This is a genomic window from Dongia sp. (assembly GCF_041905885.1).
Taxonomy (GTDB): Bacteria; Pseudomonadota; Alphaproteobacteria; order Dongiales; family Dongiaceae; genus Dongia.
Map to the genome: position 1 here is coordinate 16,082 of NZ_JAYRKD010000015.1, position 23,417 is coordinate 39,498.

At 65.3% G+C, this 23,417-nt stretch carries 25 protein-coding genes; 23 read left to right on the forward strand and 2 right to left on the reverse strand.

Annotated elements, in window-relative coordinates; genetic code table 11:
* Positions 1-71: 71 nt before the first annotated feature.
* The 5 genes from ACH2CY_RS15875 to ACH2CY_RS15895 all read left to right on the forward strand — a co-directional run bounded on the left by ACH2CY_RS15875 (position 72) and on the right by ACH2CY_RS15895 (position 3,175).
* Entirely contained in the window at positions 72-953 is an 882-nt protein-coding gene (locus ACH2CY_RS15875) for a universal stress protein (RefSeq protein WP_395020281.1), read from the forward strand.
* 131 nt (positions 954-1,084) lie between these two features.
* The gene (locus ACH2CY_RS15880) at positions 1,085-1,240 is read left to right on the forward strand and encodes a hypothetical protein (protein WP_395020282.1); all 156 of its coding nucleotides are present in this window, start codon (positions 1,085-1,087) and stop codon (positions 1,238-1,240) included.
* A gap of 90 nt (positions 1,241-1,330) precedes the next feature.
* Positions 1,331-2,356 (forward strand): aspartate-semialdehyde dehydrogenase, encoded by a 1,026-nt coding sequence (locus tag ACH2CY_RS15885; protein WP_395020283.1) that lies wholly within the window; start codon positions 1,331-1,333, stop codon positions 2,354-2,356.
* A gap of 4 nt (positions 2,357-2,360) precedes the next feature.
* Complete coding sequence (locus tag ACH2CY_RS15890; protein WP_395020284.1) at positions 2,361-2,702, forward strand: hypothetical protein; 342 nt, start codon at positions 2,361-2,363, stop codon at positions 2,700-2,702.
* Complete coding sequence (locus ACH2CY_RS15895; protein ID WP_395020285.1) at positions 2,699-3,175, forward strand: GNAT family N-acetyltransferase; 477 nt, start codon at positions 2,699-2,701, stop codon at positions 3,173-3,175. Before ACH2CY_RS15890 ends, ACH2CY_RS15895 begins: the two co-directional genes overlap by 4 nt.
* 12 nt (positions 3,176-3,187) lie before the next feature.
* On the opposite strand, the gene pdxY is transcribed toward ACH2CY_RS15895, so the two are convergent.
* Entirely contained in the window at positions 3,188-4,036 is an 849-nt protein-coding gene (gene pdxY / locus ACH2CY_RS15900; RefSeq protein WP_395020286.1) for a pyridoxal kinase, read from the reverse strand.
* Between the two features lie 110 nt (positions 4,037-4,146).
* Here pdxY and ACH2CY_RS15905 point away from each other — a divergent pair, with 110 nt between their 5' ends.
* The 11 genes from ACH2CY_RS15905 (at position 4,147) to ACH2CY_RS15955 (ending at position 13,605) form a co-directional block, all read left to right on the forward strand.
* Positions 4,147-4,482: a DUF6883 domain-containing protein gene (locus ACH2CY_RS15905; protein WP_395020287.1), complete on the forward strand. Its 336-nt coding sequence runs from the start codon at positions 4,147-4,149 to the stop codon at positions 4,480-4,482.
* Positions 4,483-4,491: 9 nt separating this feature from the next.
* The gene (locus ACH2CY_RS15910) at positions 4,492-4,710 is read left to right on the forward strand and encodes a DUF4926 domain-containing protein (protein ID WP_395020288.1); all 219 of its coding nucleotides are present in this window, start codon (positions 4,492-4,494) and stop codon (positions 4,708-4,710) included.
* 27 nt (positions 4,711-4,737) lie between these two features.
* On the forward strand, positions 4,738-5,799 hold the full coding sequence (locus ACH2CY_RS15915; protein ID WP_395020289.1) for a MaoC family dehydratase: 1,062 nt from the start codon (positions 4,738-4,740) through the stop codon (positions 5,797-5,799).
* Positions 5,800-5,964: 165 nt separating this feature from the next.
* The gene (gene sdhC, locus ACH2CY_RS15920) at positions 5,965-6,360 is read left to right on the forward strand and encodes a succinate dehydrogenase, cytochrome b556 subunit (protein ID WP_395020290.1); all 396 of its coding nucleotides are present in this window, start codon (positions 5,965-5,967) and stop codon (positions 6,358-6,360) included.
* Complete coding sequence (gene sdhD, locus ACH2CY_RS15925; protein WP_395020291.1) at positions 6,360-6,770, forward strand: succinate dehydrogenase, hydrophobic membrane anchor protein; 411 nt, start codon at positions 6,360-6,362, stop codon at positions 6,768-6,770. The genes sdhC and sdhD overlap by 1 nt, the downstream gene beginning before the upstream one ends.
* A 26-nt stretch (positions 6,771-6,796) precedes the next feature.
* Positions 6,797-8,623: a succinate dehydrogenase flavoprotein subunit gene (sdhA, locus tag ACH2CY_RS15930; protein WP_395020292.1), complete on the forward strand. Its 1,827-nt coding sequence runs from the start codon at positions 6,797-6,799 to the stop codon at positions 8,621-8,623.
* A gap of 9 nt (positions 8,624-8,632) precedes the next feature.
* A complete protein-coding gene (locus ACH2CY_RS15935) occupies positions 8,633-9,409 on the forward strand; it encodes a succinate dehydrogenase iron-sulfur subunit (protein ID WP_395020293.1) in 777 nt (258 codons plus the stop codon).
* Positions 9,410-9,437: 28 nt separating this feature from the next.
* Positions 9,438-10,484, forward strand: coding sequence for a diguanylate cyclase domain-containing protein (locus ACH2CY_RS15940; protein ID WP_395020294.1), 1,047 nt, complete (start codon positions 9,438-9,440; stop codon positions 10,482-10,484).
* Between the two features lie 316 nt (positions 10,485-10,800).
* The gene (rnk, locus tag ACH2CY_RS15945; protein WP_395020295.1) at positions 10,801-11,226 is read left to right on the forward strand and encodes a nucleoside diphosphate kinase regulator; all 426 of its coding nucleotides are present in this window, start codon (positions 10,801-10,803) and stop codon (positions 11,224-11,226) included.
* Between the two features lie 231 nt (positions 11,227-11,457).
* Positions 11,458-13,035, forward strand: coding sequence for a hypothetical protein (locus ACH2CY_RS15950; RefSeq protein WP_395020296.1), 1,578 nt, complete (start codon positions 11,458-11,460; stop codon positions 13,033-13,035).
* Between the two features lie 132 nt (positions 13,036-13,167).
* Positions 13,168-13,605 carry a hypothetical protein gene (locus ACH2CY_RS15955; RefSeq protein ID WP_395020297.1) on the forward strand — a complete coding sequence of 146 codons (438 nt, stop codon included), beginning with the start codon at positions 13,168-13,170 and terminating at the stop codon, positions 13,603-13,605.
* A 57-nt stretch (positions 13,606-13,662) separates the two neighbouring features.
* Here the strand turns inward: ACH2CY_RS15955 and ACH2CY_RS15960 are convergent, their stop codons facing one another.
* Positions 13,663-14,313 (reverse strand): TetR/AcrR family transcriptional regulator, encoded by a 651-nt coding sequence (locus ACH2CY_RS15960; RefSeq protein ID WP_395020298.1) that lies wholly within the window; start codon positions 14,311-14,313, stop codon positions 13,663-13,665.
* Positions 14,314-14,382: 69 nt separating this feature from the next.
* Here ACH2CY_RS15960 and ACH2CY_RS15965 point away from each other — a divergent pair, with 69 nt between their 5' ends.
* From ACH2CY_RS15965 to zapE, 7 genes are all read left to right on the forward strand, one after another.
* A complete protein-coding gene (locus ACH2CY_RS15965; RefSeq protein WP_395020299.1) occupies positions 14,383-15,291 on the forward strand; it encodes an NAD(P)/FAD-dependent oxidoreductase in 909 nt (302 codons plus the stop codon).
* Positions 15,292-15,346: 55 nt separating this feature from the next.
* Positions 15,347-16,210: a class I SAM-dependent methyltransferase gene (locus ACH2CY_RS15970; RefSeq protein WP_395020300.1), complete on the forward strand. Its 864-nt coding sequence runs from the start codon at positions 15,347-15,349 to the stop codon at positions 16,208-16,210.
* Positions 16,211-16,327: 117 nt separating this feature from the next.
* Entirely contained in the window at positions 16,328-16,765 is a 438-nt protein-coding gene (locus ACH2CY_RS15975) for a MarR family winged helix-turn-helix transcriptional regulator (RefSeq protein WP_395020301.1), read from the forward strand.
* 66 nt (positions 16,766-16,831) lie between these two features.
* A complete protein-coding gene (locus ACH2CY_RS15980; RefSeq protein ID WP_395020302.1) occupies positions 16,832-17,647 on the forward strand; it encodes an oxidoreductase in 816 nt (271 codons plus the stop codon).
* A gap of 70 nt (positions 17,648-17,717) precedes the next feature.
* The gene (locus tag ACH2CY_RS15985) at positions 17,718-18,827 is read left to right on the forward strand and encodes an efflux RND transporter periplasmic adaptor subunit (protein WP_395020303.1); all 1,110 of its coding nucleotides are present in this window, start codon (positions 17,718-17,720) and stop codon (positions 18,825-18,827) included.
* Complete coding sequence (locus ACH2CY_RS15990; RefSeq protein WP_395020304.1) at positions 18,824-21,922, forward strand: efflux RND transporter permease subunit; 3,099 nt, start codon at positions 18,824-18,826, stop codon at positions 21,920-21,922. Before ACH2CY_RS15985 ends, ACH2CY_RS15990 begins: the two co-directional genes overlap by 4 nt.
* A 269-nt stretch (positions 21,923-22,191) precedes the next feature.
* Positions 22,192-23,337, forward strand: a complete 1,146-nt coding sequence (gene zapE / locus ACH2CY_RS15995; protein WP_395020305.1) for a cell division protein ZapE — start codon at positions 22,192-22,194, stop codon at positions 23,335-23,337.
* Positions 23,338-23,417: the final 80 nt, after the last annotated feature.

A 23,417-nucleotide genomic window follows, 5' to 3' on the forward strand; every position in this document is an offset into this window, starting at 1 on the left:
GCGACGGCGGGATTGTCTAGAAAGAATCGGACTCCCGATCCCCATTGCCCCGCCCAAGTCGGAGGACGACCATGGCTTTCAAGCACATCCTGGTTCCGGTCTTCGGTTATGACGCCGACCGCACCGCGCTCGACGCCGCGCTGACCCTGGCCAAGCGGGGCGGCGCGCATATCTCCGCCCGCCACATCAAGGTGGACCCGATGGAATCGGTGCCGCTGATGGTCGATGTCGGCGTGGCCGCGACCGAGCTCATCGAGGCGGTCGAGCGCCATGCCGAGACTCGCGCCAAGGCAGCGGCCGCGACCTTCGAAGCCTGGCGCAGCGCCCACAACCTCAACGTCGACGACACACCGAGCCTGCGCACCAACACGATCAGCACCGCCTTCAAACTGCTGGAAGGCGCGGAAGACGAGCTCATCATCAAATACGGCCGCCTGACCGACATCGTCGTCATGGGCCGTCCCAGCGGCGAGGAAGCCGGCGACCAGGTGCTTAGCCGCATGGAAGACGCGCTGTTCGGGGCCGGCCAGCCGGTGCTGCTGATGCCGAACGGGATGGCGCAGGCGGCACTCGACAAGCTGGTCACCGGACCGGCGCTCATCTCCTGGAACGGCAGCATCGAGGCGACGCGGGCGATCTCGCAGGCGCTGGATCTGCTGCGCGGCATGAACGACGTGCGTGTGCTGTCGGTGGTCGAGGGCAAGAAGGACCGCCACCCGGCCTCCGACCTCGTCCGCTATCTCGCCTGGGAAGGCGTCACCGCCGCGATGATCGAATCCTCGCAGAGCACCGGCAGCGCCGCCGAGCAGATCCTCGCCACCGCGAAGTCGCTGGGCGCCGGCTTCGTGCTGATGGGCGGCTACAGCCACGGCCGCCTGCGCCAGCTCATGCTGGGCGGGGTCACCAGCCATATGATGGACCACGCCGACCTGCCTGTGCTCATGGCGCACTAGGCCGGAGGATTCGGGGTCGGAAGGCCCGAAACCCGGCGAATCGCCGGGTTGACCGTCAAAATAACGCTTCTCCCCCGGGATGACCGGGGGTAGACTGCGCTCCCTTGAAAGATCGGGCGGAGGGCCGGATCATGGTGCGTAGACTCGTTCTGGGACTGGTGACGCAGCTGGCTTTGGCCGATGCCGCGTCCGCTTGCCCGTTCAGCGCGTCCAACACCACCGACGACAGCACGTCGACCAGCCAGCTGCCGACCACCACCCAGACCGAGACCAAAACCGGAGGGTGACCTGCGGCCTGTCGAGTTTTCGAACGGCCGCACCCTCGTGCGGCCGTTTTGCTTTGCGTGAAATGATTCTGAGAAAGATGTGAGGAAGAGATGAGTTACCGAGTGGCAGTGGTGGGCGCGACCGGCAATGTGGGTCGCGAGATGCTGAATATCCTGGCCGAGCGCCAGTTTCCGGTGAAGGACGTGATCCCGCTCGCGTCCGAGCGTTCGATCGGCTCCGAGATCTCGTTCGGCGAGGACGACGTCCTCAAGGTCCGCGCCCTGAACAACTTCGACTTCAAGGGCGTGGACATCGTCCTCAGCTCCGCCGGGGCGAAGATTTCGGCGGACTTCGCGCCGAAGGCCGCCGCGGCCGGCGCCATCATCGTCGACAACACCAGCTTCTTCCGCATGGACCCGGACGTGCCGCTGGTGGTGCCGGAGGTGAACCCCGAGGACATCGCGCTCTATCGCAAGAAGGGCATCATCGCCAACCCGAACTGCTCGACCATCCAGATGGTGGTGGCGCTGAAGCCGCTGCATGACCTGGTGAGGATCAAGCGCGTCGTGGTCTCGACCTATCAGTCGGTCTCGGGCGCGGGCAAGGAGGGCATGGACGAGCTCTTCAACCAGACCCGCAACGTCTTCACCAACGGCTCGCTCGACCACAAGAAGTTCACCAAGCAGATCGCCTTCAACGTGATCCCGCATATCGACGTCTTCATGGAGGACGGCTACACCAAGGAAGAGTGGAAGATGGCGGTCGAGACCCGCAAGATCCTCGATCCGGATATCCCGGTCTCGGCGACCTGCGTGCGCGTGCCGGTGTTCATCGGCCATTCCGAGGCGGTCAACGTCGAGTTCGAGAGCGAGCTGTCGGCCGAGCATGCCCGCGCCGCGCTGAAGACCGCGCCAGGGGTGAGCGTCATCGACCACCGTGCCGACGAAGGCTATGTGACCCCGGTCGAAGCCGCCGGCGAGGACAAGGTCTATGTCAGCCGCATCCGCAAGGACCCGACGGTGAAGCACGGCCTCAACCTCTGGGTGGTCTCCGACAACCTGCGCAAGGGCGCCGCCTTGAACGCGGTTCAGATCGCGGAAGTGCTGATCCGCGACCACCTGAAGAAGGCGGCCTGACGTGATGACGCGGCGCCGGCTGCTCCTGGCCGGCGCCGTTCTCATCCTTCTGTTCAGCGGCAGCGCCGGCGCCACGCAGCTCTGCAGCGAATCCGTCGCCCGCGAACGCCTGGCCCAGCTGCGCCAGGCGCTGACGCGGCCGGAGGCCATGGCGGCGATCGACTCGGCCAAGGCCGATTTCGCCGTCGACGGCGACTACGACAACCTGCGCAACGCGCGCGTGCTCGCCGCGGCCAAGCTCTATTTCAAGCTGGAAAGCCAGCTCGATGCCGGTGATGTCGCGGAAGCCTGCCTGTTGCTGGGACAGGGCCGCTCATTGATCGACGGGGTCGTGTCCGGCAAATGACCGCGCCATCCTTCACCATCCGCCCGGCGGTAGCGGCCGACCGCGCCTTCCTGGAATCGCTGAACGACCGGCTGGTCGCGGAAGCGTCGGGACCGGGCCTCACCCGCGAGAATTTCGCGGCCTTCCAGGCAGCTTACACGAAATCCGCCCTGGACCAGTCCTCGCCGCGGTCGGCGACACTGATCGCCCTCGACGAAGCCGGCACGCCGCTTGGCTACATCCACCTGGAATCGACCGACGACATGCTCTCCGGCACGACCGCCGGCTATGTCTCGATCCTGGCGGTCACCGCCGAAGCGGAAGGAAAGGGCGTCGCGACCCGGCTGATGGAAGAAGCCGAAGCCTGGGCGCGCGCCCAGGGCTATCGCTTCCTGCTGCTCGATGTCTTCGGCAGCAACGCGACCGCGCAGCGCTTCTACGCGCGCAAGGGCTATGCCGCGGATTCGCTGCGGCTGCGCCGGCCCATTGATTAGCAGACTCGGCGACTAGCCGATCTTCTGCGCGACCGCGTTCGGATCCTCTTTCGACCAGATTTCCTGGCTCTCGACGATCCTGAGCTCGTCGGCGTTGGTGGACGCAGTCAGCGCCGCGATCTTGCTCATCCCCTCTACCGCGTTACCGAGCGCCACCGGCAGATCGCGATGGCCGAGATAGCGGCCGAGAAACAAGGCTGCGAAACAGTCGCCGTTGCCGGAGGCGCCCATCGGATGCCGCTTGGCCTTGGCCTGCCAGAAGCCGCTGTCGTCCAGCGCCAGCGCGGTGATCAGCCCGCGATCCGCCTCGTCGGGAATGCCGGTCGCGATCACCAGGGCGTTACGGGTCTTCTTGCGCAAGGCCTCCATCGCCGGCCGCACGTCCTTCAGGCCGGTCACGGTCAGCCCGGTCAGGTGCTGCAGCTCGAAGATGTTGGGGAACAGGATGTCGGCCCGCGGCACCAGGTCGCGGGCGATCGATTCCGCCAGCGCCTGCGAGACATAGAGTGCGCCGTCGTCGCCCATCACCGGATCGCAGGCGAACACCACCTCGGGCTTGGCCGCCCGCGCCGCCTCGAGTGCGGCGATCGCCATCGGCACGATCGGCGCGTCGCCGAGATAGCCGGTCAGCACCGCGTCCAATCGCCCCAGCAGGTCGAGCTTCCGGAGGCCCTCCAGCAACTCGTCGATGAAATGCGCATCGAGCTTGCGCCCGGTGAAGGAGGGATGCGCCAGGTGGTTGGAATAGAGCACGGTCGGCAGCGACCAGACCTCGTGCCCCAGCCGCTGCAGCGGAAAGGTCGAAGCCTGATGCCCGACATGGCCATAGACCACGTGGGACTGGACGGAGAGGATGTTCATGACGGGCTGGTAGGGATCCTTGGCGAGGCGAGACCCCCGCACTCTTTAGAAACTCAGGGTCGATTTCAAGGACCGGATTGTTCGCGTACAATGGGTCCAGAGAGAGGGACGTGGCCCAGCAATTCTTCAAGATCGCCGTTTCAGTCGAGAAGCTGCGGGATTATTGCCTGTCGGAGATGCATCCCCGTGGCCGGCACAAGGCGAGGGTCTTCAAATCCCGGCTGGGCATTGGGGCCGACGATGCAGAGCTCCTCGCGCTCGCGCTCGAAGAGGCCGCGTCCGAGCGGCAGGACCAGATGCTCCGTGGCGAGATCGACGCCTTTGGTGCGCGCTATACAATCGATTTTCCCCTGGTCACCGCCTTCGGCAGCGGCACGATCCGTTCCGCCTGGATTGTTCGCACCGGCGAGGACGTGCTAAGGTTTGTCAGTTGTTTCGTCCTCTAGGAGCGCTGGATGCCTAGCCAAATCAAATTGCTCGACGTGGTGGCCCTCACCGTCGACCTGCCGGAGAAGCAACTCCTGCGCGGTCAGGTCGGGACCGTCGTTGAGATGCTGGCGCCGGCCGTTCATGAGGTTGAATTTTCCGACGATCAGGGCCGGACTTATGCCGCTGTGGCCGTCCGCGCAGACCAGCTGATGGTGCTGCATTACCGGCCTGAGAAGGCAGCTTAGAAACTCGGCCCGCGCCGAGAATCGAGTATGAAGACCAATCCCGGGAATTTCTTCGAGGATTTCAAGCTCGGCCAGGTGATCCGGCATGCGGTGCCGCGCACCATCACGGCAGGCGATGTCGCGCTCTATATCGGCCTCACCGGATCCCGGTTCGCGCTGCCGTCCTCCGACAGCTTCGCCCAGTCGATCGGCTTTGCCCGGGCGCCGGTCGATGACCTGCTGGTCTTCCACATGGTGTTCGGGCGGACCGTCGCCGACATCTCGCTGAACGCCGTCGCCAATCTCGGCTATGCCGATTGCCGCTTCGGCGCGCCGGTCTTCACCGGCGACACTTTAAGTGCCACTTCGATCGTGATCGGGCTCAAGGAAAATTCCAACAAGGAAACCGGCGTCGTCACCGTGCGCTCGACCGGTGTCAATCAATGGGACGAGACGGTGCTCGACTACATCCGCTGGGTGATGGTGAGGAAGCGCGACAAGGCCGCCCTCGCGCCGGAAGCGGTGACGCCAGATCTCCCGCCGGAAGTCGGCGCCCGGAATTTCACCGTGCCGGCCTCGCTGGACTTCCAGGATTACGACATGGATCTCTCCGGCTCGCGGCATCTCTGGGATGATTATGCGGTCGGCGAGCAGATCGACCATGTGGACGGGATGACCCTTGAGGAATCCGACCATATGACCGCGACAAGGCTCTACCAGAACAATGCCAAGGTGCATTTCAACCAGCATTCCGAGGCCAAGGGCCGGTTCGGCAAACGGCTGATCTACGGCGGCCACATCATCTCGCTGGCCCGCGCGCTATCCTTCAACGGTCTCGGCAATGCCTTTCGGATCGCGGCGATCCACGGCGGCCGGCATGTCGCCCCGAGCTTTGCCGGCGACACCGTCTATGCCTGGAGCGAGGTCACCGCCAAGACCGAGCTCCCCGGGCGGAATGACCTCGGCGCGCTGCGCCTGCGCACCATTGCCGCCAAGGACCACCCTTGCACGGATTTTCCGAAACCCGGCAGCGATGGAAAATACCCCGAGGCTGTGGTGCTGGACCTCGACTACAGCGTGCTGATGCCCCGGGGGAAGCTCAGGCGCTGAGGACAGGCGCGGTTAACCAGAGGTTTACCATCTACCCCCGTATGATTGACGCTCTGAGGTGAAAGGCGTATCTGTCGGGGGCTTTGCTGCACTGCAATCGCGCCCGTCCGGCGCACCGCTGCCTAACCCCCGAATTGCCTCAAAGGGACGAGCAGAAGCACGATCATGGCCGGCCATCCCAGACCGCTGTCGCCGCATCTCCAGATCTATCAGCGCCAGCTCACTTCCGTCACCTCGATCCTGCACCGTTTCACCGGTATCGGTCTCGCGGTCGGGCTGCTCTATCTCGTCTGCTGGCTCACCGTCGCGGCGAGCGGGCTCGACGCCTTCGACAGGCTGCAGAGCTTCAACGGCTCGATCATCGGCCGGCCGCTGCTGCTCGGCTGGACCGTCGCCTTCTTCTATCACCTGCTGAACGGCATCCGGCACCTTGCCTGGGATGCCGGCTGGGGCTTCGAGCTGCCGACCGCCTACAAGTCCGGCTACGCGGTCCTGATCGGCACGGCTGTGCTGACCATCGCCGCCTGGGTGATCGGCTACTACCAGATGGGTGCGTTCTGATGGCCGAGGCATCCCACAAATCCCACGGGACATCGCTGCGGACTCCGATCGCGCGGGTGCGCGGCCTCGGTGCCGCCAAGGAAGGCGTCGGGCATTGGTGGATGCAGCGCATGACCGCGCTGGCGCTGATCCCGCTCGGGCTCTGGTTCGTGGCCTCGGTGGTCTGCCTCGCCGGCGCCGATCACGCGGCGATCACCCAGTGGCTCAGCGCGCCGTTCACCTTGGGCGCGCTGGCGCTGACGCTGTTCGCGGCCTTCTATCACGCGGTGCTGGGCTTGCAGGTGGTGGTCGAGGACTACGTCCACGGCAAGTTCGCCAAGCACGCGCTCGTCATCCTCATTCAATTCGCCGGCTTCGGCTTCGCGACCGCGGCGATCATCGCGCTGCTGGTGGCGGCTTTCGCCGGCTGAGCCCAACAACGAAGTCCTGACCTGCCATGGCTGACACCCCGAGCAACGGCGCACCCAGAATCAACGGCGACGCCTATCCCTTCGTCGATCACCAATATGACGTGGTGGTCGTGGGGGCCGGCGGCGCCGGCTTGCGCGCGACCTTCGGCATGGCCGAGAAGGGGCTGAAGACCGCCTGCATCTCCAAGGTCTACCCGACCCGCAGCCATACCGTCGCGGCACAGGGCGGCATCTCGGCCTCATTGGGCAACATGGGGCCGGATGACTGGCGCTGGCACATGTACGACACCATCAAGGGCTCGGACTGGCTCGGCGACCAGGACGCGATCGAATACATGGTGCGCGAGGCGGTGCCTGCGATCATCGAGCTCGAGCATTACGGCGTGCCGTTCAGCCGCACCGAAGCCGGCAAGATCTACCAGCGCCCGTTCGGCGGCATGACCACCGAGTTCGGCAAGGGCATCGCGCACCGAACTTGCGCCGCCGCCGACCGCACGGGACACGCGATCCTGCACACGCTCTACCAGCAGGCCTTGCGCCATCACGCCGAGTTCTTCGTCGAGTATTTCGCCATCGACCTCATCATGGATGAGAGCGGTGCCTGCGTCGGCGTGGTGGCCTGGAACCTCGACGACGGCACCATCCACCGCTTCCATGCCAAGCTCGTGGTGCTCGCGACCGGCGGCTATGGCCGGGTCTATTTTTCCTGCACCTCGGCGCATACCTGCACCGGCGACGGCAATGCCATGGCCTTGCGCGCGGGTCTCCCGCTCCAGGACATGGAATTCATCCAGTTCCACCCGACCGGCATCTACGGCGCCGGCTGCCTGATCACCGAGGGCGTGCGCGGCGAAGGCGGCTATCTCACCAATTCCGAGGGGGAGCGCTTCATGGAGCGTTATGCCCCCTCGGCCAAGGACCTGGCGTCGCGCGACGTGGTCAGCCGTTCCATGACCATGGAGATCCGCGAAGGCCGCGGCGTCGGCGAGGGGAAGGACCACATCCATCTCCACATCGAGCACCTGGACCCGAAGGTGATCCACGAGCGCCTGCCCGGCATTGCCGAGACCGCGCGCATCTTCGCCGGCGTCGATGTGACCCGCGAGCCGATCCCGGTGCTGCCGACCTGCCACTACAACATGGGCGGCGTGCCGACCAACTACCGCGGCGAGGTCGTGACCAAGAACGGCGACGACGCCAACGCGGTCGTCCCCGGCCTGATGGCGATCGGCGAGGCGGCCTGCGTCTCGGTGCACGGCGCCAACCGCCTCGGCTCCAACTCGCTGCTCGACCTCGTGGTGTTCGGCCGCGCCGCGGCGATCCGCGCCGCCGAAATCCTTTCCCAGAACGAGCCGCACCGCCCGATGCCCAAGGACGGCGGGCAATACGCCCTGCACCGGCTGGACAAGCTCCGCAACGCCAAGGGCGATATGCCGACCGCGAAGCTCCGCCTCGAGATGCAGAAGACCATGCAGAACGACTGCGCGGTGTTCCGCACCGGCGAATCCCTTGGGGTCGGCGTCAAGAAGATGCGCGAGATCTTCGGCATGAAGGACCGGGTCAAGGTCGAGGACCGGTCGCTCATCTGGAACAGCGATCTCATGGAGACCCTGGAGCTGGACAACCTGATGGTCCAGGCGGTGGTCTCGATCGAATCGGCGGCGAATCGGGAAGAGAGCCGCGGCGCCCATGCCCGCGAGGACTTCCCGGACCGCAACGACCAGACCTGGATGAAGCATACGGTGACCTGGATGGACGGTGAGGGGAAGACCCGGATCGACTACCGCCCGGTCCACCTGCAGCCGCTCACCAACGACGTGCAATCCTTCCCGCCCAAGGCGCGGGTTTACTGAGCGAAGATCATGGCCGAACTCGTCCTCCCCGCAGAGAGTCGTCCCAAGCCCGGCAAGAGCTTCAAGGCGCCGGCCGGCGCGAAGCGCGTCAAGACCTTCAGGATCTATCGCTGGGATCCGGATGTCGGCGGCAACCCGACGATCGATTCCTACGAGATCGATCTCGATCAATGCGGGCCGATGGTGTTGGACGCGCTCATCAAGATCAAGAACGAGATCGATTCCACGCTGACCTTCCGCCGCTCCTGCCGCGAGGGTGTCTGCGGCTCCTGCTCGATGAACATCGACGGCTCCAATACCCTGGCCTGCACCAAGTTCATCAGCGAGATCAAAGGCGACGCCAAGATCTACCCGCTGCCGCATATGTCGGTGATCAAGGACCTGGTGCCGGATCTGACCCAGATCTTCGCCCAGTACCAGTCGATCGAGCCCTGGCTGAAAACCGAGACCCTGCCGCCGGAACGCGAAAGGCTGCAGACGCCGGAGGACCGGGCCAAGCTCGACGGCCTCTGGGAATGCATCCTCTGCTTCTCCTGCTCGACCTCTTGCCCGAGCTACTGGTGGAACGGCGACCGCTATCTCGGTCCGGCGGTGCTGTTGCAGGCCTACCGCTTCATCGCCGATTCCCGGGACGAGGCGACCGGCGAGCGGCTGGACCAGCTCGAGGATCCGTTCCGGCTCTACCGCTGCCACACCATCATGAACTGCACCAAGACCTGCCCGAAGGGCCTCAACCCGGCGAAGGCGATCGCCGAAATCAAGAAGCTGATGGTGGAGCGGCGCTGAGCCGAGCTTCCAAGGATCGGGGCGACGGTTGAACGAGATCTCCGACAAGAAACTGATCTCCCAGCTTTCCTCCGCCCTCGCGGAGGAGACCTCCTTCGAGGGCCTGGTCCGCGAGCTGCTGGGTTTGCTCGAGCTGGTGACCGACCTCGAATCCACCTATCTCACCAAGATCGATCTGGTCGCCAACGCGCAGCAGATCCTGTTCTCCCGCAACAGCAAGAAGATGGTGATCCCGGAAGGGCTTTCGGTGCCCTGGGGCGACACCCTGTGCAAGCGGGCGATCGACGAAGGCCGGCCCTATACCGACGACGTCGCCGGCTGCTGGGGCGATTCCCAGGCGGCCAAGGCCCTCGGCATCACCACCTATGCCAGCGTGCCGGTGCGCCTGGAGGACGGCAGCCTCTACGGCACGCTGTGCGGCGCCAGCTCCGAGAAGAAGCCGATGACCGAGCGCGGCGCGCAGGTCCTGAAGCTGTTCGCCAAGCTGATCTCGCAGCAGATCGAGAGGGACCTGCTGGTGAAGGAGCTGCAGGCCGCCAACGCGGCCCTGCGCAACCAGTCCTACACCGATGCGCTGACCGGCCTGCCCAACCGGCGCGCGGTCCTGGAAAATCTGACCCGGCAATTCGCCACCGCCCAGCGCAACAAGCAGCGCGTCGTGCTGGCCTTCATCGACCTCGACTACTTCAAGCAGATCAACGACCAGTTCGGCCACGACACCGGCGACGCCTTCCTGATCGAGGTCGGGCACAAGCTCACCGCGGCGATCCGGACCGACGACCTGCTCGGCCGGCTGGGTGGCGACGAGTTCGTCGTATCGGGCTTTGTGACCCCGCCGGGTGAGGTGGATTCGCTCGGCGCGGTCAGGCGGCGCCTGCAAACCGCGTTGCAGAGCCGCTTCGATCTTCCCGGCCTCAGCTTCGAATATCTCGGCGCCAGCATCGGCGTCATCGCCGTCGAGCCCGGCAAGGCGAGCCCGGCGCAGGCCCTGAGCGATGCCGATGCGGCGATGTATTCGGAGAAGAAGACGCGCAAGGAACAGGGCCTCGCCGGGCTTCGCCGCATCGGCGGCTGAGCCGCGGCGTTGACATTGCGGAGCGGATGACTATCTCTAGGTGATCATGTTGCGCAAAGCTGCATTCCGACGAGGCCTGTGTCACGCAGGCAATCCGATCGCGGGCCAGTAGCCCCGGGCTCAGCGTGCGCCGTCGCACCCCGAGTTCGGGGGGCTCCACAACACAGGCTGGATTTCACCCTCCCGGAGTTTGCGGTTGCGCCCACAACTGCATCCGGCCTGCCTGCACGGCGCGATATCCAGAACAACCAGACGATGTGATTTCCGGAGGCCGCCGCGCGAGTTTGCGCCGCCCTGGAAGAAGGAGATTGAATTGATGTCGATGAAAGACAAGGCGACGGCGCGCGCTGGCCAGGTCAAGCCGCGGATCCTCCTCACCGCCGAGGACTACGACCGGCTCTCGGATTTGGCGCGCGCGGCAGCCGACGCCATGCCCGACCAGGTCGCGGTGCTGACCGAAGAGCTGGAGCGCGCCGAGATCGTTGCGGTGGGCCGTCCGGAAGAGACCGTCTGCATGGGCGCCGAAGTCACTTTCCGCGACGACTCCACCGGCAAGGTCGAGACCATAACGCTGGTCTATCCAGGGGATGCCGACATCTCGCGGCGCCGGATTTCCGTGATGACGCCGATCGGCACGGCGCTGATCGGCCTCGCCACCGGCCAGTCGATCACCTGGGCGACCCGCAGCGGGGAGGTCCGGCTGCTGACGGTGCTCGACGTCGGACTGCCGCAACTTGCTTGAGATCATGCAGCATGCCGATCGCATCGGTGGCGCGGAGCGTGAACCATCCGCCCGCCGGTGCGACAATTCCCAAGACTTGATGCATCTGGTGAGCGCGATTAACCAAAGCCGGGAGAGTGACAAGCATCGCTAGGCTGCGGTCGCGGCTTTGCTATAGTGCCGCCGAATCGATGACGCAGCCTGGGCTTCCCTGGCTTCAACCGGGACCAGGCTTTTTCTTTGGGGATTGGAATGAACAGGCTCGAGCTCGACACCCGCAACCGCTTCGGCAGCAAGATCTGGCGCGGCATGGCCGCGGCGAGCCTGGCCGCCTTGCTCCTCGCCGGCTGCGGCGATTCCGGCGCGGAGCGCCAGAAGGAGGCGGCCGAGATCGCCAAGGGCATCGAGGATTACCTGGCCCTGATCGAAGTCCCCAGCCAGCCGATCCGCATCCGCCACGACAAGGTCACCGTCACCCCGACCGTCGAGGGCAAGAGCTTTGACGTCGCCATCACCGGCATCCGCTACGGCACGGAGCAGCAGGCCCAGGCGACATTCGGCGAGATCGACTATCGCCTGACTCCCGACGGCGCCGACCAGTACCAGGTCAGCGACCTCAGGATGCCGGGCGAGTTCGCGCTCAACGGTCCGGACGGCAAGCCGGAAGCCAACGTCAAGTTCCAGACCACCGCTTTCACAGCGACCTGGTCGAAGCCGCTGCAGAACTTCCTGAAGTTCGACTGGCAGGCCAAGGACATCGCCGTCACTTCGGCCGCCGACCCGAAGGAGACCTTCACCATCGCCACCGCCTCGATCACCGGCGACGGCAAGGAGAACGGCAAGGGCCTGCTCGACCAGGTCTCGACCATCACCTTGAGCAGCCTGGCCGGGACCGATCCCATGGACGGCACCACGGTGAAGCTCGACAAGCTGCTGGGCACCGTTACCGTCGCGCAGCTCGACTTCCCCGCCTATCGCAAGATGATGGCGAAGATCAACGAGTTCGCGGCGAAATACGAGCCGATGGCCGAGGCCGGCGCCTCGGTCCCGCCGCCGGCCATCACCGACGAGGACCGCAAGGCGCTGGCCGACCTGGTGCGCGGCTTCCCGAAGCTGATGGCGGCCTACGGCTATGACTTCAGCGGCGAGGGCCTGACCGTCACCGATGCCAACGGCGCGGTGACGGTGCAACTCGCCCGGGGCGGCATGGCTCTGGGCTTCAAGGGCATCAACACCGACCAGGCGCAGGCGAATTTCAGCATCAACCACGACGGCCTGGTGGTGAACGACCCCACCTTCCAGGACCCGATCGCCAAGGCGGTGCTGCCGAAGAAGGGCAACCTCTCGCTGCTCGCGACCGACATCCCGGTGCCGAGCCTGGTCGAGGGCCTCGCCCAGGCCTTGCCCGAGATGACCAGCGCCGATCCGCAGGTCGCCCAGGGCGGCCAGTTCATGATGATGGGCGCGCTGATGTCGGCGCTCTCCAAATCGACCCTCAAGCTCACCATCGAGCCCTCCGGCATCGAGACCGAGAAGGCCAAGCTCTCCGCCGACGGTGCGCTGAAGCTCGCGCTGGAGACGCCGCAGAAGGCGGTGGGTGTCGTCAACTTCGCGCTGCTCGGTCTCGACGACCTGATCGCGCTGGCCCAGGGCATGGCGAATGAGAGCCCGGAGGCGCAGCAGGCGATAGGCATGCTCTCGATGCTGCAGGCGCTGTCGCAACGCGAGACCGGTGCCGACGGCAAGCCGGTCGACAAATACAAGGTCGATCTGACCGAGACCGGGAAGGTCCTGGTCAACGGCAAGCCCCTGGACGGTATTGCGCCCTGACGCCGGGGCGCGACATCCGGAGCAATTAGCCTGCATTTGCAACAAGATGATCTCGTTCGGTGCTAACGCCTTCTTCATCTCTCGGGCGTGGAATTGATCTCCATCAGCGGGTGCTCCCGCATGGAGGTTGAGATGTTGCGGCGTTCCAGGATGGCGCTCATCCGCGTCGTGTTGCTCACAGTCCTCACGACGTTGATCGCCGGCTGCGGCGATCCGGTGAAGGAAGCCAAGACCGCGGCGCAGCTGCGCGGCCAGATCGAGAAGGCGCTCTCGCGCATGGAGGGGACCGGCGAAGTGCCCGGCCTCGCCCATCGTCATGTCACCGTCGATCCGGATTCCGAGGTCGATGGCTTCGCGATCAAGATCTACGACCTGAAGCTCGGCACCCCGGAGATCGGCTTCCAGGCATTCAAGGCCATGACCTTCAGTCTCTCGCGCAGCGGCGAGACGCATTTCATGGCGTCGAACTTCAAGCTGACGCCGCCGCCGGTCGCCAACGGCCCGAAGACCAGCGCCGAAACGCTGATCGAGCAGCTGAAGAACGAGACCGCGACGATCAAAGCCGAGTGACGCGGATCCGCCGGCGCGGCCGCGGAAAGACGGCGATCCTTCCCGGCCTCGTCTAGGCTATCCGCCCGCGGGGTCCTTGCTACCGTGCGCGCCGATGAACATGGCGACGGCCGACCGGCAATAGGATTCAATTTCGTTGTCGTCCTCTGCTCTCGCCTGATCGAAGCGTGCGATCATGAGGAGATCGCATCCTTTGAAAAGCGCGGCAAACAGGCGGGCGGACCGGAGAGGATCGGGCACGTTCAGAACTGCCTTCGCGTGCAACTGACGCAACAGAGCCTCGATTTCGGCGATGACATGGGCGGGGCCGGCTTCGAAATGGAGCTTGCTTAACGAGCTTTGGCTCGTTTTGTCGGCCATGACCATGGCTTCGACACTGCGGACGTCCGGGCTCAACAGCGTGCGAAGCAGCAATGATCCCACCACCATGAGCTGGTCTTCGACCGAACCGTCGGCTTCTTCAAGAAGCGCCTGTGGTGCAAACAACTGACGGCATCCGGCCGCCATGGCCGCGCTGAACAGCGCCTCCTTGTTCTCGAAGTGCCGATAGATGCTGAGCTTGGAGATCTTCGCGCGCTGGGCGACCTTGTCCAAGGTCGTCGCTTGAAAACCCAATTCCACAAAGAGCTCGCGGGCGGCGTCGACGATCGTTTGGCCAAGCGCCTCGTTGGCGGGCCGGCCGCGCCGGACCTGGCTGTTTTCGGTCACGACAATTCCAGTACTTGACAGTATCTAAATTCTCGCATTATGATACCACGCAGTATCTGAAATATGCAAGTGAACCCGTTCACCATGGATGACGTCATTATCATCGGCGGCAGCTTTGCCGGTCTCGCCGGTGCCTTGCAGCTCGGCCGTGCCCGCCGCAAGGTCACCGTTCTGGATACCGGCCTGCCGCGCAATCGATTCGCCGGCCACTCGCATGGTCTGCTCGGGCACGATCACAAGCCGCCGCTCGACATCCTGGCCCAGGCGCGGCACCAGCTGGCGCGTTATCCCACGATCAAGCTGGTCAGTGCCCGGGCCGACAGCATCTCCGGCGCCATCGACGATTTCTCCGTCCTGACCGGCGATGGCAAAAGCCTTGGGGCGCGCCGCCTGATCCTGAGCTATGGCGTTGTCGACCAGATGCCGGATGTTCCGGGCTTTGCCGAAAGCTGGGGCACGTCCATCGTGCCCTGCCCCTATTGCGACGGCTTTGAAGTCGCCGGCGAGCATTGGGGTCTCGTCTGGTCCGGCCCGCCTTCGCACAATTATGTCCGGCTGTACCACGATTGGACCGACAGGTTGACGGTCTTCGCCGATGGTCACGATATTGCACCCGATGTCCGGGCCGATCTGGCGCACCGCAAAATTCCTGTCGTCGATGGCCGCATCATCGAGATCGCCCGTTACGGGGGCCATAACGCCACCGTCAAGCTCGGCACCGCTCCCAATGTCGAAGTCGACATCCTGTTCGCCCATCCGCGCACCAAGCCGTCCGCAAGCCTGCATGAATCGCTGGGCCTCGCCACGGTCGATACGCCCGTCGGCATCGTCCTCAAGGTCGACGAGCGTCGCCAAACCAGCATGCCCGGCATCTATGCCGCCGGCGACCTCGCCACGCCCTTCTTGCCCTCGGTCACCCAGGCATCATCGCAGGGCGCGATGGCGGGCATCTTCGCCCAACAGTCGATGCTGGTTTGAGAGCTCTCGCGTGAGGGGAGCGCCTACCCAAGATCGATCAGGACAAGGATAAATCATGGCGGAGCAAAACGCCGATCGGGTCGCCGATTGGACTGACCAAAGCGGGGAGCGCTGGGTCGCCCACCAGGACCGGCTCGACGCCATGCTGGCGGTGTTCGGCCAGGCCGCGATCGAAGCCGCCGCGCCCGCGACAGGCGAGCGCGTGCTGGACGTCGGCTGCGGCTCCGGCGCGTCGAGTCTGGCTCTGGCCGCGCGCGTCGGCGCGGGCGGCCAAGTGCTGGGCGTGGACATATCCGAACCGCTGATCGCCCGGGCGCGCGCGCTTGCGCCACAGGATACGCCGGCTCAGTTCCGGGTGGCCGACGCCAGCAGCGCCGAGCTGCCCGAGGGCGCGTTCGACATCCTGTTCTCGCGTTTCGGGGTAATGTTCTTCGACGATCCGACGGGCGCCTTCGCCCACATGCGCCGCGCGCTCCAGCCGGGTGGGCGGGTCGCCTTCGTCTGCTGGCGCGGCGCGGCCGAGAACGATTGGATGCGCCTGCCGATGGGCGCGATCAAAAGCATCGTGCCGCCGACCGCGCCGCCCGATCCCGAAGCGCCCGGGCCGTTCTCGTTCGGCGGCCGGGGGCGGGTGGTGCGCATCCTGACGGCGGCGGGCTTCACCGATATCGCACTCGCGCCCTTCGATGCTTCCGTCCCGTTCGGCGAGGGCGCGACGCGGGACGCGGCGCTCGACGACGCGGTGCAGATGGCGCTCGAGGTCGGTCCGCTGTCGCGCATGCTCGCCGATCGGACCGACGACATCCGCGCCCGCGCCGCGGCTGCGGTTCGCGCCGCCTTCGCGGGGCGTCCCGGCGAGCGGTCGGTGATGATCGACGGCGCGGCGTGGATCGTCATAGCGCGCAATCCGGCAAGCTGACGGGGATCAACAGGCGAGACCGTCCCGCCGAGTCTCAAACATTGTCGGATCAGCTCTTGACATATGCGCATATACGCACATATTCGGCGTATATACTCTCAATATTGGGCCAGCAAGATGACGCCGGAAGCCGCAAAGAAGTATGAATACTGCAATTGCCTGGCTATTCGTCAGGCCGCCCGATACCTCACGCAATTCTACGACCAGTTCCTGGCGCCATCGGGATTGCGCTCCACCCAGTTTTCTATCCTCGGCAAGTTGATGGGTTACGGCCCCCTTTCGATCAACGCGCTGGCGAAGGAGTTGGTCATGGATCGGACGACCTTGGGGCGGAATATGCTGCCGCTGCGGCGCGAAGGCCTGATCGAAATCGTTGCCGGCACGGCGGACCGTCGCACCAAGGAATTGCGGCTGACGGAGGCCGGTGTCAAACGGTTGCGCGCGGCGGCCCCGGGATGGGCTCAAGCCCAGGCCCGATTCGAGCAAGCATTCGGACGAAAGCGATCGGCGGAGCTGCGTGCTCTATTGGGCGAAGTCGTGGCTTCCGAGCTCTGAACGACGCAAATCCTTCACCGAAGACGTTGTGAAACAGCGGGCAGAAACCCTGCCATTGGAGAAACCATGAACGCGCATTCCGGGAAGACGGCCATCGTGACCGGCGCATCCACCGGTATCGGCCGGGCCACTGCCGAAGCCCTGGCGAAAGCGGGCTTCCGGGTTTTCGGCACCAGCCGCCGGGCGGTGGAGGATGAACCGCGTGGCGTCGCCATGCTGACCTGCGATGTCACCGACGACGCGGCAGTGCTGGCCATCGTCTCGACGGTACTGTCGCGAACCGGCCGGATTGACCTCCTGGTCAACAATGCCGGCATCGGCTTGCTGGGCGGCGCCGAGGAATCCTCCATCAGCCAGATCCAAGCGCTGTTTGACGTGAACCTGTTTGGCGTCATTCGCCTGACCAACGCCGTCCTGCCCCTGATGCGGCAGCGCGGACAGGGACGCATTGTCAACATCAGCTCGGTGCTGGGCCTCATACCGGCCCCTTACTCTGCGCATTATGCGGCGACCAAGCATGCGCTCGAGGGTTACTCGGAATCGCTCGACCATGAAACGCGCGCCTTCAATGTGCGCATTGCCCTGGTGGAGCCGGCCTATACGCGCAGTGCCTTCGAGCAGAACACCCTCGCGGCAGATTCCACGCTGAAGGATTACGAAGATGCCCGCGCCCGAGCCCGCGCGGTGATGAAGGAGGCGACGGCCATCGGCGATACGCCGGAGAGCGTGGCCGCAGCCGTGCTGCTGGCCGCAACGGACGAGCACCCGCGCCGGCGCTATCCCGCCGGCAAGATGGCGCGGCAAGTCAGCGTGCTGCGGCGCCTCGTGCCCGCGAAGGCTTTCGACAAGAGCCTGCGCAAGCAGATGCGCCTGCCCGTCTGAATCGCATCGCGATCGACAAGAACCAGCCGAGGATTCTGGATTGAGCAAACTCCCACATAGGGTGCGGATCGTGCTGCCCGATCGCAGTCTCGCCGCGCGCGCGCTTCTGACACTGGGTGCCGTTTCAGCCCTTTTTGTCGCCGGCTGCGACCATCCGATATCGGCAGCGAAGCCCCCCGAAACACTGGTGCGGATCGTCTTGGTGGCGCCGGCCGCGGCCGAGGCAACCGCCTTCTCCGGAACGGTCGCGGCACGGGTGCAAAGCAACCTGGGTTTCCGAGTCAGCGGCAAGGTCATCGCGCGCCTGGTGGATACCGGCCAGATGGTTCGAGCCGGAACGCCGCTCTATCGGATCGACCCGACCGACTACCAGCACGCGATCGCCGCCCAGCTCGGCAATGTCGCCGCCGCCAAAGCGCGGCTCATTCAGGCGACGGCGGATGAGAAGCGCTATCGCAACCTGCTGCCGACCAAGGCCGTTTCGGCCTCGGACTACGATGCCGCCAAGGCCGCTATGGACAGCGCGCGCGCCCTGCTGGATGCCGCCCAAGCGCAGCTCCAGGTCGCGCAGGACGACCGCGGCTACACTACCCTCCTCGCCGATGCGGATGGCACCCTGGTGGAGACGATGGCCGAGCCCGGCCAGGTGGTCAGCGCCGGGCAGATCGTGGCGCGCATCGCGCATACCGGCCCGCGCGAAGCATCGATAAACCTCCCCGAAACCATGCGGCCGGCCATCGGCTCAACAGCGCAAGCCCAGCTCTATGGCAGCGAGGGTCGCTGGCCTGCGCGTCTGCGGCAGCTCTCGGATTCGGCCGATCCGCAGGCCCGCACCTTTGAGGCGCGCTATGTGCTCGAAGGCGATGCGGCGGCAGCGCCCTTAGGGGCCACCGTGACCATTCTTCTCCCCAACGGCGCGTCGGCTCAGCAGACATCCGTGCCGCTCGGCGCCCTGACCGACGAAGGCAAGGGGCCCGGGGTCTGGGTCTTCGACGGGAAGACGTCCACTGTGGCCTTCCGGCCGGTACGGATCGATCAGCTCGGCGCCGAGACCGCCGTCCTGCACGGCGGGCTTTCGGTCGGCGAGCCGATCGTGGCGCTCGGCGCGCATCTGCTGCATGACGGGCAACGCGTCCGCACCGACCCAGCGACCGGCGAAGCCCAGGCGAGCCTGCCGTGAGCCGGTTCAATCTCTCGGCCCTGGCGGTCCGGGAACGCGCCATCACGCTGTTCCTGCTGGTCGCCATCAGTGCCGCCGGCGCCTTCGCCTTCCTGCAGCTCGGCCGCGCCGAGGATCCCGCCTTCACCATCAAGGTGCTGACCGTCACCGCCGCCTGGCCCGGCGCCACCGCCGAAGAGATGCAGAACCTGGTCGCGGAGCCGATGGAGAAGCGTCTCCAGGAGCTGCGCTGGTATGATCGGGTGGAGACCTCCACCCGGCCCGGCCTCGCCTTCCTGACCCTGTCGCTCCAGGACAAGACCCCGCCGGCCGCGGTCGAGGGCGAGTTCTATCAGGCCCGCAAGAAGCTCGGCGACGAGGCCCGCAATCTGCCCGCCGGCGTGCTGGGGCCGTTCATCAACGACGAATATTCCGACGTCCAGTTCGCGCTCTATGCGCTCAAAGCCCCGAGCATGCCGCCGCGGCAGCTGACCCGGGAAGCGGAGTCCTTGCGCCAACGCCTGCTGCATGTTCCCGGCGTAAAGAAGGTCGATCTCTTCGGCGAACGGCCGGAACGGATCTTCGTCGAGTTCTCCTATGCCCGGCTGGCCAACCTCGGCGTCAGTGCGCAGGAGATCTTCGCTGGATTGCAGCGCCAGAACCTGGTGACACCGGCGGGCTCGATCGAGACCCAGGGACCGCAAGTCTTCATGCGCGTCGATGGCGCCTATGACGATCTGCGGAAGATCGCGGACGCACCCATCGTCGCCGCCGGACGGACGCTCAAGCTGTCGGATATTGCCGACGTGCGGCGCGGCTACGAGGATCCGGCAACCTTCCTGATCCGGCATGAAGGCGAGCCGGCGATGGTGCTCGGCGTCGTCATGAAGGAAGGGTGGAATGCTCTCGACCTGGGGAAGGCGCTGGATGCGGAGGAGGGCAAGATCGCGGCAGAGCTGCCGGCCGGCCTCTCGTTCACCAAGATCAGCGACCAGGCGGTGAACGTCACCGAAGCGGTCGACGAGTTCATGCTCAAGTTCTTCGTCGCCTTGGGCGTGATCATGGTGGTGAGCCTGGTCAGCCTCGGCTGGCGGGTCGGCATCGTCGTGGCGGCCGCCGTGCCGCTGACCTTGGCCGCCGTGTTCGTGATCATGCTGATCACCGACCGGGTGTTCGACCGCATCACCCTCGGCGCCCTCATCATCGCGCTCGGACTCCTGGTCGATGACGCCATCATCGCCATCGAGGTGATGGTGGTGAAAATGGAAGAAGGGTGGGACCGCATCAAGGCCGCCGCCTATGCCTGGAGCCATACCGCAGCACCCATGCTCTCCGGCACCCTGGTCACCATCATCGGTTTCCTGCCGGTCGGTTTCGCGCGCTCGACCGCGGGCGAGTATGCCGGCAACATCTTCTGGATCGTCGGCTTCGCCTTGATCGCTTCCTGGGTCGTGGCTGTGGTCTTCACGCCCTATCTGGGCGTCAGGCTCCTGCCCAATATCGAACCCGCTGCGGGCGGCCACGAGGCCATCTATGCGACGCCCCGATATGAAAGGTTCAGGCGGGTAGTGACCTGGGCGGTCAATCACAAATTCCTGGTCGCCGGCGCCGTCATCGTCGCCTTCATGGCGGCCGGTGCGGGCATGGGGCTGGTGAAGCAGCAGTTCTTCCCGGCCTCGGACCGGCCGGAAGTGCTGGTCGAAGTGCAGATGCCCGAAGGCACCGGCATCGAGGCGACGACCGCCGCGGCGAAGAAGGTGGAAGACTGGCTGAAGCAGCAGCCGGAAGCGAAGATCGTCACCGCCTATATCGGCCAGGGCGCGCCGCGCTTCTTCTTCTCCTACAATCCCGAGCTCCCCGACGCGTCCTTTGCCAAGCTGATCGTGCTCACCCCGGATGCCGCGTCACGCGAGCGCCTGAAGCTCCGGCTGCGGGCTGCTGGGGCGGAGGGCCTGGTCCCGGAAGGGCGGCTCCGGGTCACCCAGCTGGTGTTCGGGCCCTATTCGCACTTCCCGGTCACCTTCCGGGTGATGGGACCGGATCCCGCCAAGCTGCGCGACATCGCCGACGAAGTGCAGGCGGTGATGCGCGCCAATCCCAACACCCGGCAGGTCAATCAGGATTGGGGCGAGCGGGCGCCGACCGCGCGCTTCGTGCTCGACCAGGACCGGCTGCGCGCGATCGGCCTCAGCTCTGCGGATGTGGCGCAGCAGCTGCAATTCCTGCTGACCGGCGTCCCGGTCACCCAGATGCGCGAAGATATCCGCACCGTCGAGATCGTGGCGCGGAGCGCCGGCCCGGAACGGCTCGATCCCGCCCGGCTCGGCGACCTCACCCTGACCAGCCAGGATGGCCGGATCATTCCTCTGAGCCAGATCGGCAATATAGAGGTCCAGCCCGAGGATCCCGTGCTGCGGCGGCGGGATCGCACGCCCACCATCACCGTCCAATCGGACATCGCCGAGCGGCTGCAGCCGCCGGAGGTCTCGCAGGAAATCGCGACCGCGCTGAAGCCGGTCATCGATCGTCTGCCCTCAGGCTACAGAATCGAAATGGGCGGCAACATCGAGGACGCCGGCAAGGCGAACAGCGCACTCGCCCCGGTCTTCCCCGTCATGATCGCCCTCACCCTGCTGGTCCTGGTCATTCAGGTCCGGTCGCTGTCCGCGATGGTCATGGTCTTCCTGACGGCGCCGCTCGGCTTGATCGGGACGGTGCCGATCCTGCTGCTGTTCCACCAGCCGTTCGGCTTCAATGCCATTCTCGGCCTGATCGGCTTGTCCGGCATCCTGATGCGCAACACCCTGATCCTGATCGGGCAGATCCAGACCAATCGTGAACAGGGTCTCGACCCCTATCGCGCGGTCATCGAAGCCACCGTGCAGCGCGCCCGCCCCGTCGTCCTGACCGCACTGGCGGCCGTGCTCGCCTTCACGCCGCTGACCCAATCCGTGTTCTGGGGCTCGATGGCCTACACGCTGATCGGCGGCACCGCCGTGGGCACAATTCTGATCCTGCTATTCCTGCCGGCGCTCTACGCCATCTGGTTCCGGATTCGCCCTGTCTTCGTTGAGCAAAGGGGTAGCGTCGCAGGCGAGATTCGCACGGCGACCTGAGGGCCAAGATCAGCTTTGTCTACTCCTTCGCTCGACTGATCGAGCTGCCGCGCGATATGCCTTCAACCACAGCGCCAATCGATTGCGGCGCCGATTTCTTGCGCGGCGTTCTGTTGCACCGATGACTCATGCGCGCGGCATTCGGGTCGGTACGGAAAGCGTTTGTTAACTTCGCAATGGATAAAAATAAAAAAATATGTTCACATCCGCGCAATATGCATATTGACCGAGTCGCAAATCTGCATTCCCTCGGACCTCTGGTCGCTTCAATGACGACGGAAGACGGACCGCTCGCCGCCTATCGCGCCTTGAAGTCGAGCGGTCGTCTGGAGCATGACGCGGCGCAGGAGCTCGCGGCCGAGAAGCTGCAGTCCGTTGCGAATGCGCTGAAGGGTTATCAGCCGAGCGGCAACGGCAACTGGCTGGAGCGCTGGGGTGCGCGCCTCGGCATCGGCCGCCGCCGCGACGATGTCGAAGGCGATCTGCCGAACCAGGGCCTCTACATCTACGGCGCGGTCGGCCGCGGCAAGTCGATGCTGATGGACATCTTCTTCGGGACGGCACCGGTCGAAAAGAAGCGCCGGGTCCATTTCCACGCCTTCATGCTGGAAGTGCACGAGAGCCTGCACCGCTGGCGGCAGGACAAGCAGGCGGGAGCCGAGTTGATCCCGGCTTTGGCCGACAAAATCGCCGCCGAGACCTGGCTGCTCTGCTTCGACGAATTCCACGTCACCAACATCGCCGATGCGATGATCCTCGGCCGCCTCTTCACCGAGCTGTTCGAGCGCGGCGTCGTGGTGGTGGCGACTTCGAACTGGGCGCCCGACGATCTCTATTCCGGCGGGCTGCAGCGCGACCGCTTCCTGCCCTTCATCGCGCTCCTAAAGCAGAAGCTCGACGTGTTGGAGCTGGATGGCGCCCGCGACTACCGGCTGGCGCGCCTGAAGGACCTCGCGCTCTATCACTCGCCGCTGGGCGCCGCGTCCGAGGACAAGATGCGCGCGGCCTTCACCCGCCTCTCCGGCGGCCTTGCCCCGCAGCCGGGTTCGCTGACCGTGCAGGGACGTCGACTCGACGTCTCACGCCAGGCGGGACCGGTCGCCTGGTTCGACTTCGAGGAGCTCTGCGCCCGGCCTTTGGGCGCCGCCGACTACATGGCGCTCGCGACCCATTATCCGGTCATCCTGATCGACCGGGTCCCGCGCCTGACGCCCGAGGTTCGGGACCAGGCGCGGCGCTTCATGACCTTGATCGACGAACTCTACGAACATCGCGTGACAGCCGTGATTTCAGCGGCTGATCGGCCCGAGCGGCTCTATCCGGAAGGCGAGGGTTCGATCGAGTTTCAGCGCACGGTTTCGCGCCTCAATGAGATGCAGTCGACCGACTATCTGGGCCGACCGCATTTGACGTGACGAACGCTGTTGACGGTAGTCGATGGCGGGATTGGAACAGACTCCGTTAATAAGTCTTGTGCTTGTGGTGAAATGAGAGT